Below are 17,753 nucleotides of genomic sequence, written 5' to 3'. Positions count from 1 at the left end.
CTCTCTATCGGTCAATCAACTGTACCATCATCATCGCTTTCCCAACGATTACACCTTCATTATAAACCGAAATATCGACCTTACCAAATTTTCTTCCGACCTCTAGCACCTTTGGTTTAATCTCTATAATACTCTCGATTTGGACAGGTCTTATAAAGTAAATCGTAATATTTTCAACTACTAGATCACCTTTTTTATAAGAACGAAGAACACGATTACCAGCTTCAGTGACTAAGGTAGTAAATACTCCATATGAAATCGTTCCAATATGGTTCGTCATCTGAGGAGTTACTTCACACTGGAAAACTTCCTCACCCTTCGCATTGACCACTTCAACAAATTGGTCAATCACACTATCGTCAAGTGTTTGACCTACCTGTGGTTGTCGTTGGATTACCTGAAGTGCCTTTAATACATCCTGACGGCTAATAATCCCTTTTAGCTTATTGTACTCATCGACTACAGGTAAAACCTCAATCCCCTCCCAAATCATCATGTGTGCAGCGGAGGCAACTGATGTTTTTTCATTAACAGTGATTGGATTTTTGGTCATGATCTTTTCGATAAGAGTGGTATTTTCAGTACCTAACACATCCTTGCCGGTTACCATTCCATGTACCTTTAGCTGCTCATCAACAACCGGGAAACGACTGTGGTTCATTTCTCCATTTAATCGGTACCAGCTTCCTACAGTGTCATTGATAGAAAGATAAGCTGTAGCCTCAATAGGTGTCAGAATATCTTCTACTACGACAATTTCTTTTTTAATCAATTGGTCATATATAGCGCGATTAATCATGGTTGCAACCGTGAAGGTATCATAGCTTGTTGAAATAATCGGTAGTTTAACTTCATCAGCTAGCTTTTTAACGTCCTCATCAGTGTCGAATCCACCAGTAATAAGAACCGCTGCTCCAGCTTCAATTGCTAGCTTATGGGCATTAGTCCTGTTTCCGACAATTAATAGATTCCCTGCACCTGTGTATTTCATCATTGCTTCTAGCTTCATTGCCCCAATTACGAATTTATTCAAGGTCTTAAATAACCCTTCTCTTCCTCCAAGAACGGTTCCTTCGACAATATTGACAACCTCTGCAAAAGTCAGCTTCTCTATATTTTCTTTTTTCTTTTTTTCAATTCTAATCGTACCGACACGTTCGATTGAGCTCACAAATCCTTTATTTTCAGCTTCCTTTATCGCCCGATAAGCTGTTCCTTCACTCACATTTAATTCCTTTGCGATCTGTCTAACTGAAATTTTATGTCCGACCTCGAGATCATTAATATATTGCAAAATTTGTTCATGCTTCGTAGCCAAATTTTTTCACCCTTCACCTTTCATAAGAACAAACTCTCTTAGCTCTTATTATAAAGGTGAATAACGTTCGGTTCAATGCTGTGAAAGGTAGCGCCGTGCATTTTCTGAGGTTTTCAGTCTTCTGAAACCTTGTTTTCTTTGCTTCTTTTGTTTTTTAGCTGTGTATAGGAATCCAGCTAAGTTGCCACCGATTACTAATAAAGCCAAGCCAAACCAGGCAGCAGCGAATATTCCATCTATCCCTGAAAAATGAATGGTTAATCTAGGGACAGCATAGTACATTAAGACCCCACAAATTAAAAGGCAAAGCATTAATCGATTTCTCATCATATCCCCCCAAAGCTTGTTTCATTCATATGTATGTTCGAAGGGAATAAAAAAGAAGCAAATGCCTAAACATTTGCTTCAACGAATTTTATAATTCAATTACTTCTCCCGGCTGTAGGACTTGCCCCACACCTTCATCTAACTGCTGCACATAGGAATCAGGATTCTGCTCGATGACTGGGAACGTATTGTAGTGAATAGGAACGACCTTCTTCGCCTTTATCCACTTTGCAGCTAGGACCGCGTCTTCAGGGCCCATTGTAAAATTATCACCAATCGGAAGGAAAGCAAGATCGATTTGATTAAGGTCACCTATTAATTTCATATCAGAGAATAAGGCAGTATCACCCGCGTGGAAAATTGTCTTTCCATCGATCGTTAAAAGCATTCCACTTGGCATACCTGTATAGTAAACTTGACCATCTTCTTCATAAGCAGAACCATGAAAAGCTTGAGTTAGCTTTACTTTACCAAAATCAAATTGGTATGCTCCCCCAATATGCATTGGGTGGACGCGAAGTCCACGCTTACCTAATAAGCCAGCTAACTCATTTGGTGCAATCACTAGAGCATCATTTCTTTTCGCAATCGAGATTGTATCACCTACATGGTCATTATGTCCATGTGTTAATAGAATGACATCTGCTGTAACTTCATCAGCTACTAAATCAGTTAAACCATTTCCGTTAATAAATGGATCAAACAAAATCGTTTTACCGTTTGCCTCAACCTTTACAACTGAATGTCCATGATAAGATACCTTCATTCTAACACTCTCCCTTATATGAAATAATAGTTATTAATAGTATTTTCATATGCTTTGTTGTTATTTTTAATAAATAGAATTTGTATCGGGTCCGTTGATTTCCGCTACAGGCACTCGCTTTCCGCGGGGAGGGACGTGAGCCTCCTCGGCTTCGCCTGCGGGGTCTCACGCTTCCCTCTATCTCCCGCAGGAGTCGAGTGCCTTTCGCTCCAATCAACTCAATGTTGTAACAAAGGTATCCAAATAACAACAATCTTTATGAAAAAACCTAATAATTAAGCCAAGCCTTCTCGTATTTTTCAATGATATGAGGATCGATTAGAGAATTGACCTCTAGTTCAATCTGTTCCCCACGGTCATTGTAAAACATTCCATCTTCATCTTTGCCAAAATGGTTAGAAGCTAACAAAGTATCTTGTGTTAAATATTTGGTCTCGATCTCAATTTTCGCATCCTCTAGCTGGAAAGGCTCTCTTTTTGCTAATACAAATCCCCAATTACCAAAGCTAGGAATGTCTAGATGTAAATTTTCTGTGTGTAATCCAGTTGCCTTCACTGTATGATCAATCGTCCAATACACTTCTGGAGCGAACACAGGGCTTGTACCCTGAACCATCATGGCGCCACCTGGGTGCAAATGATTTCTTAATAAAGAGTAGAATTCTAGTGTATACAGCTTATTAAGAGACTCATTGTTCGGGTCAGGTAAATCTACAATGATTACATCATAAAACACATCTATTTTCTCCATAAATTCAAAGGCATCCTCGTTAACGACCTTTACTTTTTGATTAGAAAGAGCTTGCTTATTTAACTCAACTAAATCTGGATGCTCCTTTGCTAATTGGACAATAGCAGGATCTAAATCTACTAATGTAATCGTTTCAATAGAATCATATTTCAACAATTCCCTTACCGCTAGCCCATCACCGCCACCTAGCACTAACACATGCTGATTATTCGTGGCAGTAGCCATCGTAGGATGAATAAGCATTTCATGATAACGATATTCATCACTCGAACTAAATTGTAGCTGTCCATCTAAAAATAAACGTACATCCCCTTGTTCCTTTGTTAAAATGATCCGTTGATAATTAGATTCTTCAGCATACAAAATGGGATCGCGGTACATTTTCTGTTCAAAGGAAAAAGCTGCTTCCTCCCCGAAAAATAAACCCGCAATTAAGGATAGGATAATAATTACTCCAGCTACTGCATGTATGGCTGTCCGCTTAATTTCCTTTCGAAAATAATATAATACCCAAAGAGCTACTGAAGCATTAATCAGTGCCACAAAAAAAGCCGACTTCACCATTCCTAGCTGTGGTCTTAAAAGATATACAAATAAGAGCCCACCAATTAACCCACCTGCATAATCTGAAAATAGCACTCTAGCTGTACTTTTATTTAAAGAAACACCGATTTCATTTGCTTTCCTAATTAAGATAGGCAGCTCAACACCTGTTAGGGCACCTACCAAGAGAGTAATACTGTATAAAAACAATGCATCTGTTCCACTACTTAAATAGGCATTGATTCCAAATAATAAAAAGGCAGAGAATCCACCTATGAGAGCGATGGAATACTCAATCCAAACAAAGGATAAAATCAGCCTCTTTGTGATATATTCACTCAAAGAGGCCCCAATCCCCATACCTGTTAAAAATAATGAAATCGTTAAGGTGTACTGCTTTACCCCATCTCCTAATATGTAGGAGCCAATCGCCCCAAATAATACCTCAAAGATAATTCCACAAATGGATACAATTCCAGAGGCCCAATAAATCGCCTTACTTTTTCGTATATCGGTTGAGTCCATGGTCATTCACCCTTTAATATCCCTAATTACGTTATAGAAGCTCCAATTACAAAAGCTAGCCCAACAGATACACAAAATGCTACAATCCCGACTGCAATATTTCCTTTATGAAGCTGTTCCTCAACTGAAAATTTCCGTGTGAAAACTTCAAATAATAAATAGGCAATCATTTGTAGCACTACCCCAAATGCCCCCCAAATTAACGTGTCTGTTAATCTCACACTATGATAGACGGAAAATGAAAGAATAATACAAATCCCAATAATCTTTCCTCCAATGGATAGAGCTACAGCGTGATTACCATTTTTAATTTCATCCCAGTCCTTATATTTCTTAGTTAATGCTTCAAATACAAATAGTCCAATCAAGACCACAACAATTGCAATGATAAAATACATAAAAGTTAAAATAAACGGTCCCATTCCTAATCTCCTCTCACCTTAATTATTTTCCAGTTCCTGGTCCTCCACCTCTTACTGAAGAAGACCCTCCTCGTAACGAAGGCTGCCCAATTGGCCCTTTATAACCGCCACCTGATCCCCCATAGCTACCATAGCAGCCACCTGTTGATTGATCACATCTTTGCTTTTGTTTCTTTTTCCAATCATCGACATCCAACACTTCATCTAAAAGCCACAATACCAACAAGCCATCAAAGAAATCTGGCTGATAGTTATCTCGGACAAATCCATAATCTGCAATTTCAATTAAGGTAGTTGTAGCATTTTCAGGATCTGCTGTTAATGTTACAAAATGTTGCTCATACACGATCACCTTTTTTTGATCCTTAGTTTCAGAAACCTCAATAGGCTGACTAACAACATGTCCCTCGATATAACTTGCCACTTCGTCAATTGACTCGCCTTCTACTGCATACACTCTTGACACGTCCTGTTGATTTGAACCACTTTTCACCATATCCACGAAAGGATACTTTGCATCCGCAAGCTCCAAGGCGCTATGATACATTCCTTCTTCTAAACTTCCACCTGTTACTATTTCTGTCCCTGGAATGCCTCTATCCATTCCACAAGCAGATAGTAATAAACAGAGGACGATCACAGAGCAAATCCGTTGCATATAGATCACCACCCCCTATATGAGTATTAAATAAAAAAAATATAATTCCTTCTGTTTTAATAATGTTTTTCTTAAGTACTTCAATACTACGCAAAAAAAAGATTAGCGCCCAGCAATAAGGCGCTACAATTTGAATTTATTATTCTTTCCCAAGCTGTTTCTTTAGTGCGGCTAATTCATCATCCACACCTTTGTTTTTATCTAAAGCTGCCAGCTCATCATCCAAACTTCTGCTCCTTGATGACATATCTTCACTTGTTTCAGCTTCAGCCTCATATCTCATAACCTTTTCTTCCATTCTGTCAAAGCCTTGGCGAGATTCATCTCCGCCAATTCCAGACATTACCCGGTTCATCTTTGTTCTGGTTTGCGCTGATTCAGCACGAGCCTTTAAGCTATCCTTTTTGAGCTTCATTTGTTGGTATTCATTTTTCATTTCATCTAATTTTTCGCGAAGAGTATCTGCATCACTCTTTGCACGAGTATAAGATTCCATGAACGTTTCTGCCTGCTTACTTTGTTGCTTTTTGTCCTCAAGTGCTCTTCTAGCTAAATCCTCATTACCAGCCTCTAATGCTTTTACTGCTTGTTCCTGACGTTTATTTACAAGTGCCTCAGCTTCATCAGCCTTTTTCTTTAACATCTTCTCATTCGCAATCTGCTTTGCAACAGCTGCTTCCGCTTCTCTAATATCAGATTCCATATCACGCATAAACTGATCAAGCATTTTTACAGGATCCTCAGCCTTATCCAACATCGCATTTAATTCAGAATTCACTACTGTACCAACTCGTTTAAAAAATTGAAACATATCATATTCCTCCCTTATTTAGATGCAATAATTTTTAGTTCATATTCTTCAATGGAATAACCTTTACTCACTTCTACTTCACTACCCCAAATCTCGACTGATAAAAAGGCTTCTTCGTCTTCATCACAAAAGTCAAAATACTTACAAGAGGCACCATTCACATTTTGTCCTCTTCCTATACCTGATACTTGTGCCACTCCCTTTTCATCTAGATAGTACTTTGTTCCTTCAAAATCAATTTCCTTTGGAATGGGTTCGGATAGCTTTAATTTACATTTTTCATATATACCGAGATCAAGCTCATCATCCATTTCTACACTGAGCCAAATCACACGGTCAAGTGCTTGAAGTTGATAAGCATGCCAGGTGAAACCATGATCAGAGTAAGTAAGCTTTCCCACTACCTGGTAATCCTCTAGCTCATACGTAACAAAATCGTCCATTTGCAAATTAAATACGGTACGTTCTTTAACAATTGGGCGTTCCTCTTTCTTTGTAAACAATTTACGAAAAAAACTCACAACTCCACCTCTACTTTAAAAACTTATTTGTTACGCTCCCTCTACTTATGTAATACGTCTCATCCTAAAAATAGTTTCAGGATTTTTTTAATTTCTATAAATAAAGTTTACACCTTTTCCAAACATTGTTAAAGTAATGTACAAAAGAGCCATAAAGGAAGTGCAAATTATGAAGAAAAGACTAGAACAATTAGTATCTTGGATGAAGGCAGAAGATATCCCTGTTAGCATGATTACTTCAAAGGCTAATGTCTTCTATTTAAGCAAATTTTATACGGACCCACATGAACGCTTAGTTGCATTATTCGTCTTCGCTGATCATGAACCAATTATCGTTGTGCCAAACATGGAGAAAGAACAAGTAAAAGCAACCGGTTGGGAATATGAAATCATCGGGTATTCAGATACTGATCAACCGTGGGATTTTGTTAAGTCAGCGGTTGAAAAGAGAATTGGTAAGCCGTCTAAACTTGCTCTAGAAAAAGACCACGTACTTTATGAACGTGTTGAAAAGATTAATGAGGCTTTTGGTACTCCAACTTTACTTGCTGTTGAGGAAAAATTAAACGATCTACGTCTTATTAAAGACGAGCAAGAAATTGCCCTTTTAAGAGAAGCTGGCAAGCTTGCCGATTATGGGGTCGAGGTCGGAGTTAACGCGATTAAAGAGGGGAGGACTGAATTAGAAATACTAGCGACTATTGAGTACGAGTTGAAGAAGAAAGGTATTCTTGAAATGTCCTTCTCCACAATGGTACTAACCGGGGAGAAAACAGCCGCTCCTCATGGAAAACCAGGTTTATCCATGCTTCGTAAGGGCGATCTTGTCCTTTTTGATCTTGGTGTGGTTTTTAACGGATATTGCTCTGATATCACACGTACAGTTGCTCTTGGAGAAGTAAACGACCAACAACGTGAGATTTATGAAACGGTATTGAAAGCTGAGATGGCAGCCTTAAACATTTGTAAACCAGGTGTTCAAATCGGCAACATCGATCAAACAGCCAGAGCCATAATTACCGACAAAGGATACGGGGAGTATTTTACCCATAGAATCGGACATGGCCTTGGTATTGGTGTTCATGAATATCCATCCATGAACGCAACGAATACTAAAGAGCTACAAACTGGTATGACATTTACGATTGAACCCGGAATTTATTTACCAGGTGTAGGTGGCGTTCGTATTGAGGATGATGTCCTCATTACTGAAAATGGATTTGAGACCTTTACTTCGTATCCGAAGGAATTACAAATTTTATAAGGAACTCGCTAATTCTAATAAAAAAAATAATGCAGACCTTTTCCATGTGATAGGGTCTGCTTTTTTAGTAACGCTGTCTCAATTTTCCAATATTTGTTATTTCGTTGATAAAAAGTAAAAAGTGTTTGATAAATTTTAAGATTCGTTGATAACTTGAATAAAGTGTTTAATAAACTTTCATTTTCGTTGATAAACACCAGAAAGTGTACAATAAAACCTATCTTGACCACCACTTGACCTTTAACTTCAACCTATAATGTGTGGACTTGCCTAGTCTAGCTTCCTAATCACCTCTAAAAAACTAAAAAGGATCCTCCGCATGAAGATTCTCCCTCAATATTGGAGAAAACCCATGTAAAAGATCCTTTTAGTATTATAGATACATTAAAGTTTCGCGTGCATCTGCATATTGTAGCTCATGAGATTCAGCTACTGCTTTATATGTCACAAATCCATTTAATGTGTTAATTCCTTTTAATAATGCTTCGTTTTCTAGGCAAGCTTGCTTATAGCCCTTATTAGCAATTTGGACAGCATAAGGAACCGTTACATTTGTAAGCGCCATTGTAGACGTACGTGGAACCGCACCAGGCATATTGGCAACCGCGTAATGTAGTACACCATGCTTTTCATACGTAGGTGCATCATGTGTAGTGATACGATCGGTTGTTTCAAAAATTCCACCTTGATCAATCGCAATATCCACTACGACAGAACCCGGTCTCATTGATTTAATCATTTCTTCAGTAACAAGCTTCGGAGCCTTAGCACCTGGAATTAAAACTGCTCCAATGACTAAGTCTGAACTAGCAATTTCTTCAGCCAAGTTTAATGGATTGGACATTAATGTTGTTACATCCGTTCCAAAAATATCGTCTAGTTGACGAAGACGATCTGGATTTACATCTAAAATGGAAACATGTGCACCTAGTCCAATTGCTACCTTTGCAGCATTTGTTCCTGCTACGCCGCCTCCGATTACGGTTACTTTCCCACGGTGTACGCCTGGTACTCCCCCAAGAAGAATTCCCATTCCGCCCTTCGGCTTCTCTAGGAATTGTGCACCAATTTGAGAAGACATTCTTCCGGCTACCTCACTCATTGGAGTTAGTAATGGAAGAGATCCGTTTGGTAATTGAACGGTTTCATAAGCAATTCCGATTACCTTATTATCAATTAAAGCCTTTGTAAGCTCAGGCTCAGGTGCTAAATGTAAGTATGTAAATAATATTAAGCCTTCTCTGAAATGGCGATATTCACTTGGAATTGGTTCTTTTACCTTCATCACCATGTCCATCGACCATGCTTCTTCAGCAGACTCAACGATTTTTGCGCCAGCTTCTATGTATTGTTCATTGGTAAACCCAGAACCAACACCTGCATTGTCCTCAATGAACACTTCATGTCCAAATTTAACAAGGTTTACAACGCCTGCAGGTGTCATAGCAACACGGTTCTCATTGTTTTTAATTTCCTTTGCTACCCCTATACGCATTTAACATTCCTCCTACTATAAATAACGCTTGAACAAGACCGTATTAACTATAACATCAAACGACAATTTGTGGAACAAAATTCTTCCATTTATTCCTTCTCCCAATGCCATGTGTAGAGCTTTCCATCTTGATCAATCCATCTAACTACAAAATGATCCACTTCTGTAAATCCATACTGTTCAAGATTTACTTTTATTTCATTAACCTTTGTCTGTTTTGTAAGACTTAATTCATTAAAAATATCAGTTACTACCTTTTGTGCCTCTTTCCCTTTTACAACTGTCGATCCTTTTTCCCATTCATAGTGGGATGGGTTCTCAAACTCAAATTCAGTTTCTTCATTATTCTGAAGGATCGTTACCTTAAACAGTTGACTATTTGTAAAATCAGCAGCAAATGCTTGGGAGCTTACTAACACAAATTGTAATATTATCGCGATACTAATTAATAACCCTCTCATCTTATCACCTCATTACTTATGATGATGAAAAAATGGATAATATATTCAGTAAATATAGAAAAATATGGTATAACTATTGTCTAAAGCGATTGATTACATCTAATCCACCTGTTACTTCAATAACAGATCCCGTCATCATATCTGAATTTTCGTCACATAAAAACTCGATTACCCTGGCAATGTCTTCTCCTGTACCTGACCTACCAATCGGTGCTTGATTTACCTCAGGATGCTCCCTTGCATCATCAATGGAAGCTTCCTTCATAGCTCCTACTATATCTCCTGGACAAACCATATTAGCGGTAATCCCATTTTCAGCTTCCTCCAACGCGAGGGTCTTCGTCAATGAGACAAGTCCAACCTTGGCAGCACTAAACGCAGAACGGTAAATCCAGCCTGGTGCAGTGTCTGCTCCTTGGAAACCATATGTAATGATTCTCCCAAATTTATTTTTTCTCATCCCTGGTACGACTTCCTTTAAGAGATGGAAAACAGAGCTCAAATTCCCTTCAATCATCTCATACCATTCACCATCACTGTAATCCATTAACTTCTTTCGTTCAAAAATATACGGTCCTGCATTGTTAATAAGAATATCAATGGGTCCAGCAGCCATCACTGCTTCTTTAATCATCCTTTGAATATCCTCTTTTTTCGTTATGTCTCCTTTAATGAAAAGAAGTTGGTCTGAGTAAGTTGATAGAAGCTCTCGTAATGAATCTACAGCAGTTTGGTCCTGGCGATAATTCACTGTAACAAAATAACCTTTTCTCACAAGCATCTCGGTAACCTTACGACCTATACCTTTTGAGCCAGCGGTAATAAAAACATGATTTTTCATCTATGAACCTCCCCAAAATTTACTCGTAATTGCTTATTTTCATGTAAAATAACTTATAGAACGTGTTCAAAAAGATGGATGAAAAGGACCGAGAAGTTCAAGGCGGTGAAGCTTTGAGTACCGGGCTTGCACAGGATGTGATGACTTCTGCGTTATGCACAGGACGTGCATGACTTTAGCAGAAGTTCCTATGCAATTAATACGTGAGGAACGGAAAAGCAAGCCAACGAAGAAATTCGATGTGTCATTTTCACCGGACTTTTTGAACATCCTCTTATAGGTCATCTAAAAGGAGCACGACATATGAATAGCGCAACACCTAAAAAAAGACAAGAATTAGTTGAACGATTCGGACTAGACCCTGTACCAAAAGAACTTCGAACATCCAAATGGCTAGATTATACTTTTATACAAATTGCTTTTTCCGTCAATGCTGGTAACTTCCTCGTACCCGCTATGGCTGTATTAGAAGGTGGGCTCTCTTTTCAATATGCAGTTCTTAGTACGGTTCTTGGAGCGGCCCTTGCTTTCTTCTTTGTTGCTTGGCTCAGTTTGCCCGGTGCCACCCATGGGATTCCTTCACAATACGCTATTCGTTCCATCATCGGGGTAAAAGGAGCACGGTTTGTCGCCTCACCTATTCGGGCCATCACTTCTTTATATTGGTTTGCTGTTCAAACAATTGGTGGTTCTTATGTAATAAGTGAATTATCTTATCGTTTATTTAAAATCGAGCTTCCGTTTTTACTAATATCCGTACTACTAGCTGCAATCATGGCGGTTTTAGCTCTCATAGGATTTGATGCCATTAAAAAGGCAACCAAATTCTTCATACCTATTTTAATAATTGGTCAAATGCTCATTATGTACTTATACATTACTACAGATCAGCTAGAAAAAACATTTTTAAGTGTTGTCACAGAATCTCAGGATTTTTCACCGACTAGCTTCTTATTCTTTGCTAGCCTTGCTTTTATACAGTATGTATCTGGGGTGAGCTCGTCCGCTGATATAGCTAGATATTCGAAATCAGAAAAGCATTCCTTTTATGGCCTTTTGAGTGGTAATATTATAGGCTTTACGATGGCAGCCTTGTTAGCCGCCTATTCAGCACAGGCGATGAATCATATCAATCCGTTTGTGTCAGCTACTCAGCTGACAGACTCAAATCTACTCATCCTTGTCATCACTGTATCAGCACTATTTTCGATGGTATCTATAAATATGAGTAATGCTTATACCGGTGCCTTCAGCTTACTAAATAGCTTACCTAATTTAGGTCGAGTTAGAAGTGCGATTGTGTTTGGAGTAATTGCAATAGCAATAAGCTGTTTTCCATCTTTAGTAACAGAAGCAAAGCAATTCATTTCACTCTTAGGTGGGTTTGTTATTCCTTTATCTGCCGTTATTATTACAGATTTCATTGTATTTAAAGGGAATAAAATTAGCGAAAAAGATCTCGAAGCTATTATGACACCCCCTATTTTTCAATTAAATGCTTCTGCTTTTATGACGATTACAATGGGAATGATTAGTTACTTTATTATTGAGGACACCTATTCACCAGGGTTTTGTGCCTTTTTACTAAGTACAGTTCTTTATATCGTTAGTAAGAAATGGAGTAATCGTACCAAAAAGCTAGACAGTAAAAGACAAATAGAGCGAGATCAAGGGATTTCTTTATAAAAAGTGAAAAAGGCAGCCTTCATTCAAGGGTGCCTCACTACTAAATATTTATTTCTTTTGATGCTGAGGATCATGCTCTTGAGTAACTGTATACTCATAACCACTCTGATACGAATCAACAAGCTGGTCCATTATTTCCTTTTCTCCCACTTCGTCATAGAAGAATTGGAAGGAAGGATCCTGCGTTTCTTTTTTATCCATATCTTAACACCTCCCTTTATAGTGTTCGAAGTAGCCAAGGTAAGTATTCTCTTGTAGAGGGAGGAAATAGGTGGAATTAGAAAGTAATTATAAAATTGTGTACAATGGAGCTATAGATGGTTGGGGGAATGTTCAATGAATGAAAATTTTTCGTTTAATAACCGACTTGGAATTTCAGTACCTGATTTCTCCAAGTCATGGGATACCTTTACAGATAAAGAGCAACAAGAAATTTTAATGATATGGGAGAAAATTCGCGGACGGATACCAGATCGAATTGGAGAGCTTGAGAACGAGATTAATAGTAAACAAGCAGAGCTTGATAATGAAAATGACTTTCCTCGTTCTTGTCTACTAAATTCCGAAATATCTGAGCTGGCTTCTATCATTAATGATCTCTGGCTGTGGTACCGGGCGAATCAGCAAGTATCGTCGAAAGCACATTTATAAGAACAAAAGGCGCAAGCGCCCCGTTTAGCCCCGACAAGTAAATGTTCTGAAGAGAAAAAAATGGTGCTCTTTCCATTTTATTCTCTTCAGGTTATTTAACCTCGAGGGGCTGGGTGCTGAAGCTAGATTACTACAAAATATCGTTAAAAAATAACACAAAAAACTAATCATTTCTTTACTTTTCAATAACAAAGCATCACCCACACGTGGGCGATGCTTTGTTATTTTCTAATTTCTCGTAAAACATGGGGAAGCTCTGGAATAATCAACTTTTCCATAGCCAGTTTCACAGCACCGGTTGACCCAGGCATCGAAAAGACGGCAGTCGTCCCTGTTACACCTGCAATTGCTCTAGACATCATCGCAGCAGAGCCGATATCCTCTGTATAGCTAATCATCCTAAACAACTCACCAAACCCGACAATTTCTTTTTCGATGATTTGTTGAACCGTTTCAATGGTCACATCTCGCTTAGATATTCCAGTCCCACCATTGGTTAGAACCACATCGATTTCTTCGTTTTCAAGCCCCTTTAAGATTTCACTTTTAATTTGACCCTGGTCGTCCTTTACAATGACATATTCCAGGATTTGATGATTGGCTTGCTCCAGAGATTGAATGATTGCTTTTCCACTCTTATCTGTTTCTTCCGTTCGTGTATCACTAACCGTTATGATTTTACAACTTACACTTTTAGGTGCTTCAGCCTTGTGTTCCGTTACACTCATTCTAAAAATCTCCTTTACCTAAACAACAATCCTAAATTCCTGCTAGTCTAGATACATCCCTTGCAATCATCACTTCTTCATTGGTTGGGATTACCATTACTTTGACTGGAGAATGCGGATAATTAATAAAGGCTTCCTCGCCTCGTACCTTATTTAAGGCTGGATCCCAATATACACCCATAAATTCTAATCCGTTTAATACTCTAGCTCTGATCGCATCACTGTTTTCACCGATTCCTGCTGTAAAAATAATTGCATCTACACCAGACATTCTAGCCGCATAGGAACCAATATACTTGTGGATTCGCCCCGCAAATACTTCAAGGGAAAGCTCCGCACGCTCACTACCTTCAGATGCTGATTTTTCAATATCTCTTAAATCACTTGAAAAACCAGATACCCCTAACATACCGCTTTTATTATTTAACACTTGAAGAACTTCATCTGCAGTCTTCCCTGTCTTCTCCATAATAAAAGGAATTAAAGCAGGGTCAATATTTCCTGATCTGGTCCCCATTGCGACCCCAGCAAGAGGTGTGAATCCCATTGAGGTATCAATGGATTTTCCTCCTTCAATTGCTGCAATACTGGCACCGTTTCCTAAGTGACATGAAATAAGCCTAAGCTGCTCGATTGGTCTTCCTAGTAATTCAGCAGCTCTCCTCGATACATATTTATGGGAAGTACCATGAAATCCATACTTTCGAATTCCAAATTTCTCATAATACTCATATGGAAGGCTGTATAAAAAGGATTTTTCCGGCATGGTTTGATGGAAAGCTGTATCAAACACAGCAACAGCAGGTACATTAGGCAGGACTTCATAAAATGCTCGAATTCCAACAACGTTTGCTGGATTATGGAGAGGTGCTAGCTCTGAAAGCTTCTCAATGTCGCTTATTACCTCTTCGTTCAACATTACACTATCTGTGAACTTTTCTCCTCCATGAACAACACGATGACCAATTCCATCTATCTCATCTAAGCTTGAAATAATGTTGAGATCAGTTAATTTGTTTAACAAAAGCTTGACCGCTACTGCATGATTAGGTAGATCGGTAACTTCCTGTATTTTCTCTCCATTTGCAACAATGGTAAATACTGCTTCATCAAGACCAATTCTTTCAACAAGTCCCTTCGTAACAACTGTCTCGCTTGGCATATCAAAAAGTTGAAACTTGAGAGAAGAACTTCCTGCATTAATGGCGATAATCTTTGACATAGTAACAGCTCCTTCTTGCTATCTAAACTCATGATGTTAGTTACTTTTATGTAATTAAAAATTTTATAATACATACTGTTTATAGGTTATTCTATAAATTAGTTTTTAAACAAAATAGTCGAGAATTAATAAGAGAACATTAACTTATCCATTTAGCTCACTTGCAAACCATTGATCAATACGTTGAATCATCCCTTCCATTGCTTTTTTATTTGAGAAGGTTGGCAGTTCTGCGAGTAAGGCTTGCTTAGGAAGTGTAACATTTGGTCCCTTTTTTTGTAGCATGAATATACTTTTAGCATGCTCCTTTTTCTTAAACATGCTTGGAGGAAGCTGTAGCAATCCTTGAATCACACCATGCTCCTTTATAAAATCATGTAATGCCTTGGTTTGGTCTCCTTCAAATAAAGAATTCGGAACAATAAACAGAAGATAACCACCTGGTTTTGTATATTGAAAACTCTGTTCAATAAATAAATGATGGGCTAGTGAATGACCACTACTTGCTTTTAATTGAAATTTTTGGGAGCTCATTTCATCTGGATAGTATCCAACTGGAAGATCACATACGACTAAATCGACTGGGTCGATGAACAAGTCTTGCAATGCATCTTGATTAAAAAACTCAATATGATGCTCTTGTAGATTAGCATTACAGAAGCCTAGTTTCACTAGTAAATCATCTATTTCAATTCCATATCCTGTCACTTGTTTATCAGGTAAGTGATTTAAAATAGCGGTTAAAAGATTTGCAGTACCAATTGCCGGATCAAGAATTGATATCTGCTTCTCATTTGAGGTAAGCTTAGAAACTAAATAACCGACAAAAAGACTTACTGCATCTGGAGTCATTTGATGGTGAGCCTGAGTGGCTTCCTTCATTCCTTTTAGGATTGCTAGCTGGTACCCTTTGCGAAGTTCTTCCTTAGAAATCCCATCTAATTCAAACGATTCATACTCTCTCTTTAGTCGCTTCGATAGAATTTCATTTTGCAGAATTTCTTCCTGTACAATCTCACCTTCAAAAAAATTAACACCTGTTAGGTAGACTGCTTCTAAATAAGAAACTTCTAATTCACCTTGTAGGATGCTGGCGGTTTGATCTACCTTAGTAAACCAGCTTTCCATTGTTGTCATTGTCACGATATTTGTTCCTCCTCTGTTGTTTCCCTCTTATTATCGACTGTAGACTACACTATTTTTTCCAACAGATAAAATTAATTTTGTTCGTTGTTATACAAGTCTATAATAAGAAACCTTTTAAAGATAATTCTATTTATACGATGGAAAAACGCCTCGAATCAACGAGGCGTTGGGGAATTTCATTATGTAAATTCTATTATTTCGCTGCCTTTGCTGCTTCAATCGCTGCGTCATAATCAGGATGACTAGTTCCCTCACCTACATATTCTACATAAGTGACAGTATCATTGCTATCTACAACAAAAATAGATCTAGCTAATAATCTTAGCTCTTTCATTTGAACACCATATGCTTCAGCAAAAGATAGATCACGGTGATCAGATAATGTTTGAACATTCTCAATACCATTAGCTCCACACCAGCGCTTTTGTGCGAATGGGAGATCATTACTAATTGTTAGTACTTTGACATTGTCTAACTTAGCTGCCTCTTCATTAAATCTCCTAGTTTGTGCGTCACATACTCCAGTATCAATGGATGGAACTACACTAATAAGTCTAACTGAACCCTTTGAATCAGATAGAGTAACAGGAGATAAATCATTTGCTAATACAGTAAAATCAGGTGCCTTGTCTCCAACCTTTACCTCATTACCTAACAATGTTATTGGATTTCCTTTAAACGTTACAGACGCCATCAATAAATTCCTCCCAAGCTATTAGTAAGATTCATTCTCATTCTACCGACATCAGGTCGTTAATGCAAATATAAAACTTGATAATGTTTCCTTTTGCTAATAAAGTAGTTTTATTTAAGTAGATGTGCTATTACATTAAACTGTTATATTGTAACCATCTTTAAAAGCTGCTTCGAAAGCTTTGTTTTTACACAAGAGATTGATTTCCACTCCAGGTTGCTTCGCTTTCCGTGGGGCGGGCGGTGAGCCTCCTCGGCTTACAGCCTGTGGGGTCTCACCTGTCCCGCTACTCCCACAGGAGTCTCGCACCTTCCGTTTCAATCAATCGGCGTATTAATTGGGTTATATTTATAAGGAAACTCCTAAAAAACCCCAATGAAAATAACCTTTATTTCAAAACAAAAAGTTAACCTGCTCGGTTAACTTCTTGTTAAAAGTCTAGTGTTTGTTTTGGTTGGTTTTGACCTTGTCCATTATTTTGATTTTGGTCTTGGTTGTTATTTTGCTGGTTGTTGTTATTGCTATTTTTGCTAAACATTTGCTGAATCTTTTCAACAGCTTGTGGTGCAACCTCTAAAATCTTTTCATACAGATGTGTGCTTTCATCCAAATGAAGCATCTTTACACCTGAAGCATTTACGATTAAGAAGGCAATCGGCGTAATGGAAACACCACCACCACTACCACCGCCAAATGGTAACTTAGGTGATTGTGACTCTTGTCCTTCCTTTTTTGAGCCAGCATCAACCTGGAATTCACTTCCACCAGCTGCGAAACCGAAACCAACCTTTGAAACCGTTAGGATTACACTGCCATCGGGGGTCTCTACTGGATCACCGATAATCGTATTTACATCAATCATTTGTTTTAAACTTTCCATTGCAGTCGTCATTAAGCCTTGAATCGGATGCTCTGCCATATTG

General features: G+C 38.2%; 20 protein-coding genes. 3 read left to right on the top strand and 17 right to left on the bottom strand.

Features of this window, described 5'->3' with window-relative positions; all coding sequences use genetic code 11:
- Positions 1-4: 4 nt before the first annotated feature.
- From M1D60_RS04595 to M1D60_RS04560, 8 genes are all read right to left on the bottom strand, one after another.
- Positions 5-1,318, bottom strand: coding sequence for a DRTGG domain-containing protein (locus M1D60_RS04595; RefSeq protein WP_456278014.1), 1,314 nt, complete (start codon positions 1,316-1,318; stop codon positions 5-7).
- A gap of 72 nt (positions 1,319-1,390) precedes the next feature.
- Positions 1,391-1,648 carry a hypothetical protein gene (locus M1D60_RS04590; RefSeq protein ID WP_456278013.1) on the bottom strand — a complete coding sequence of 86 codons (258 nt, stop codon included), beginning with the start codon at positions 1,646-1,648 and terminating at the stop codon, positions 1,391-1,393.
- A gap of 85 nt (positions 1,649-1,733) precedes the next feature.
- The gene (locus M1D60_RS04585; RefSeq protein WP_456278012.1) at positions 1,734-2,411 is read right to left on the bottom strand and encodes a metal-dependent hydrolase; all 678 of its coding nucleotides are present in this window, start codon (positions 2,409-2,411) and stop codon (positions 1,734-1,736) included.
- 268 nt (positions 2,412-2,679) lie between these two features.
- Positions 2,680-4,230: a polyamine aminopropyltransferase gene (locus M1D60_RS04580; RefSeq protein WP_456278011.1), complete on the bottom strand. Its 1,551-nt coding sequence runs from the start codon at positions 4,228-4,230 to the stop codon at positions 2,680-2,682.
- 26 nt (positions 4,231-4,256) lie between these two features.
- Positions 4,257-4,652: a DUF350 domain-containing protein gene (locus M1D60_RS04575; protein ID WP_456278010.1), complete on the bottom strand. Its 396-nt coding sequence runs from the start codon at positions 4,650-4,652 to the stop codon at positions 4,257-4,259.
- 22 nt (positions 4,653-4,674) lie between these two features.
- Complete coding sequence (locus M1D60_RS04570; RefSeq protein ID WP_456278009.1) at positions 4,675-5,310, bottom strand: DUF4247 domain-containing protein; 636 nt, start codon at positions 5,308-5,310, stop codon at positions 4,675-4,677.
- 139 nt (positions 5,311-5,449) lie between these two features.
- On the bottom strand, positions 5,450-6,121 hold the full coding sequence (locus M1D60_RS04565) for a PspA/IM30 family protein (RefSeq protein ID WP_456278008.1): 672 nt from the start codon (positions 6,119-6,121) through the stop codon (positions 5,450-5,452).
- A 14-nt stretch (positions 6,122-6,135) separates the two neighbouring features.
- Positions 6,136-6,642, bottom strand: coding sequence for a DUF4178 domain-containing protein (locus M1D60_RS04560; protein WP_456278007.1), 507 nt, complete (start codon positions 6,640-6,642; stop codon positions 6,136-6,138).
- A 169-nt stretch (positions 6,643-6,811) separates the two neighbouring features.
- Here M1D60_RS04560 and M1D60_RS04555 point away from each other — a divergent pair, with 169 nt between their 5' ends.
- Complete coding sequence (locus M1D60_RS04555) at positions 6,812-7,906, top strand: M24 family metallopeptidase (protein WP_456278006.1); 1,095 nt, start codon at positions 6,812-6,814, stop codon at positions 7,904-7,906.
- Positions 7,907-8,279: 373 nt separating this feature from the next.
- Here M1D60_RS04555 and ald read toward each other — a convergent pair whose 3' ends face one another.
- From ald to M1D60_RS04540, 3 genes are all read right to left on the bottom strand, one after another.
- A complete protein-coding gene (gene ald, locus M1D60_RS04550; RefSeq protein ID WP_456278005.1) occupies positions 8,280-9,401 on the bottom strand; it encodes an alanine dehydrogenase in 1,122 nt (373 codons plus the stop codon).
- A gap of 89 nt (positions 9,402-9,490) precedes the next feature.
- Positions 9,491-9,862, bottom strand: a complete 372-nt coding sequence (locus M1D60_RS04545) for a hypothetical protein (RefSeq protein ID WP_456278004.1) — start codon at positions 9,860-9,862, stop codon at positions 9,491-9,493.
- A gap of 73 nt (positions 9,863-9,935) precedes the next feature.
- Entirely contained in the window at positions 9,936-10,703 is a 768-nt protein-coding gene (locus tag M1D60_RS04540) for an SDR family oxidoreductase (RefSeq protein ID WP_456278003.1), read from the bottom strand.
- Between the two features lie 303 nt (positions 10,704-11,006).
- Between M1D60_RS04540 and M1D60_RS04535 the strand changes: the two genes are divergently transcribed.
- Positions 11,007-12,389 (top strand): purine-cytosine permease family protein, encoded by a 1,383-nt coding sequence (locus tag M1D60_RS04535; protein ID WP_456278002.1) that lies wholly within the window; start codon positions 11,007-11,009, stop codon positions 12,387-12,389.
- 48 nt (positions 12,390-12,437) lie between these two features.
- Here the strand turns inward: M1D60_RS04535 and M1D60_RS04530 are convergent, their stop codons facing one another.
- Entirely contained in the window at positions 12,438-12,590 is a 153-nt protein-coding gene (locus M1D60_RS04530; protein ID WP_456278001.1) for a hypothetical protein, read from the bottom strand.
- A gap of 135 nt (positions 12,591-12,725) precedes the next feature.
- On the opposite strand from M1D60_RS04530, the gene M1D60_RS04525 reads away from it, so the two are divergent.
- Positions 12,726-13,040, top strand: coding sequence for a hypothetical protein (locus M1D60_RS04525; protein ID WP_456278000.1), 315 nt, complete (start codon positions 12,726-12,728; stop codon positions 13,038-13,040).
- 221 nt (positions 13,041-13,261) lie between these two features.
- Here the strand turns inward: M1D60_RS04525 and M1D60_RS04520 are convergent, their stop codons facing one another.
- The 5 genes from M1D60_RS04520 to ytfJ form a co-directional block, all read right to left on the bottom strand.
- On the bottom strand, positions 13,262-13,768 hold the full coding sequence (locus M1D60_RS04520) for a MogA/MoaB family molybdenum cofactor biosynthesis protein (protein WP_456277999.1): 507 nt from the start codon (positions 13,766-13,768) through the stop codon (positions 13,262-13,264).
- A 31-nt stretch (positions 13,769-13,799) separates the two neighbouring features.
- The gene (locus tag M1D60_RS04515) at positions 13,800-14,990 is read right to left on the bottom strand and encodes an acetate kinase (protein WP_456277998.1); all 1,191 of its coding nucleotides are present in this window, start codon (positions 14,988-14,990) and stop codon (positions 13,800-13,802) included.
- Positions 14,991-15,134: 144 nt separating this feature from the next.
- Complete coding sequence (locus tag M1D60_RS04510; protein WP_456279348.1) at positions 15,135-16,118, bottom strand: class I SAM-dependent methyltransferase; 984 nt, start codon at positions 16,116-16,118, stop codon at positions 15,135-15,137.
- A gap of 211 nt (positions 16,119-16,329) precedes the next feature.
- Positions 16,330-16,830 (bottom strand): thiol peroxidase, encoded by a 501-nt coding sequence (gene tpx / locus M1D60_RS04505; RefSeq protein ID WP_456277997.1) that lies wholly within the window; start codon positions 16,828-16,830, stop codon positions 16,330-16,332.
- 430 nt (positions 16,831-17,260) lie between these two features.
- Positions 17,261-17,749 (bottom strand): GerW family sporulation protein, encoded by a 489-nt coding sequence (gene ytfJ, locus M1D60_RS04500; RefSeq protein WP_456277996.1) that lies wholly within the window; start codon positions 17,747-17,749, stop codon positions 17,261-17,263.
- Positions 17,750-17,753: the final 4 nt, after the last annotated feature.

The organism is Bacillus sp. AK128, from assembly GCF_053903075.1.
The sequence above is the reverse complement of the archived record's forward strand: the minus strand, read 5'-3'. Positions and strand labels throughout refer to the sequence as shown.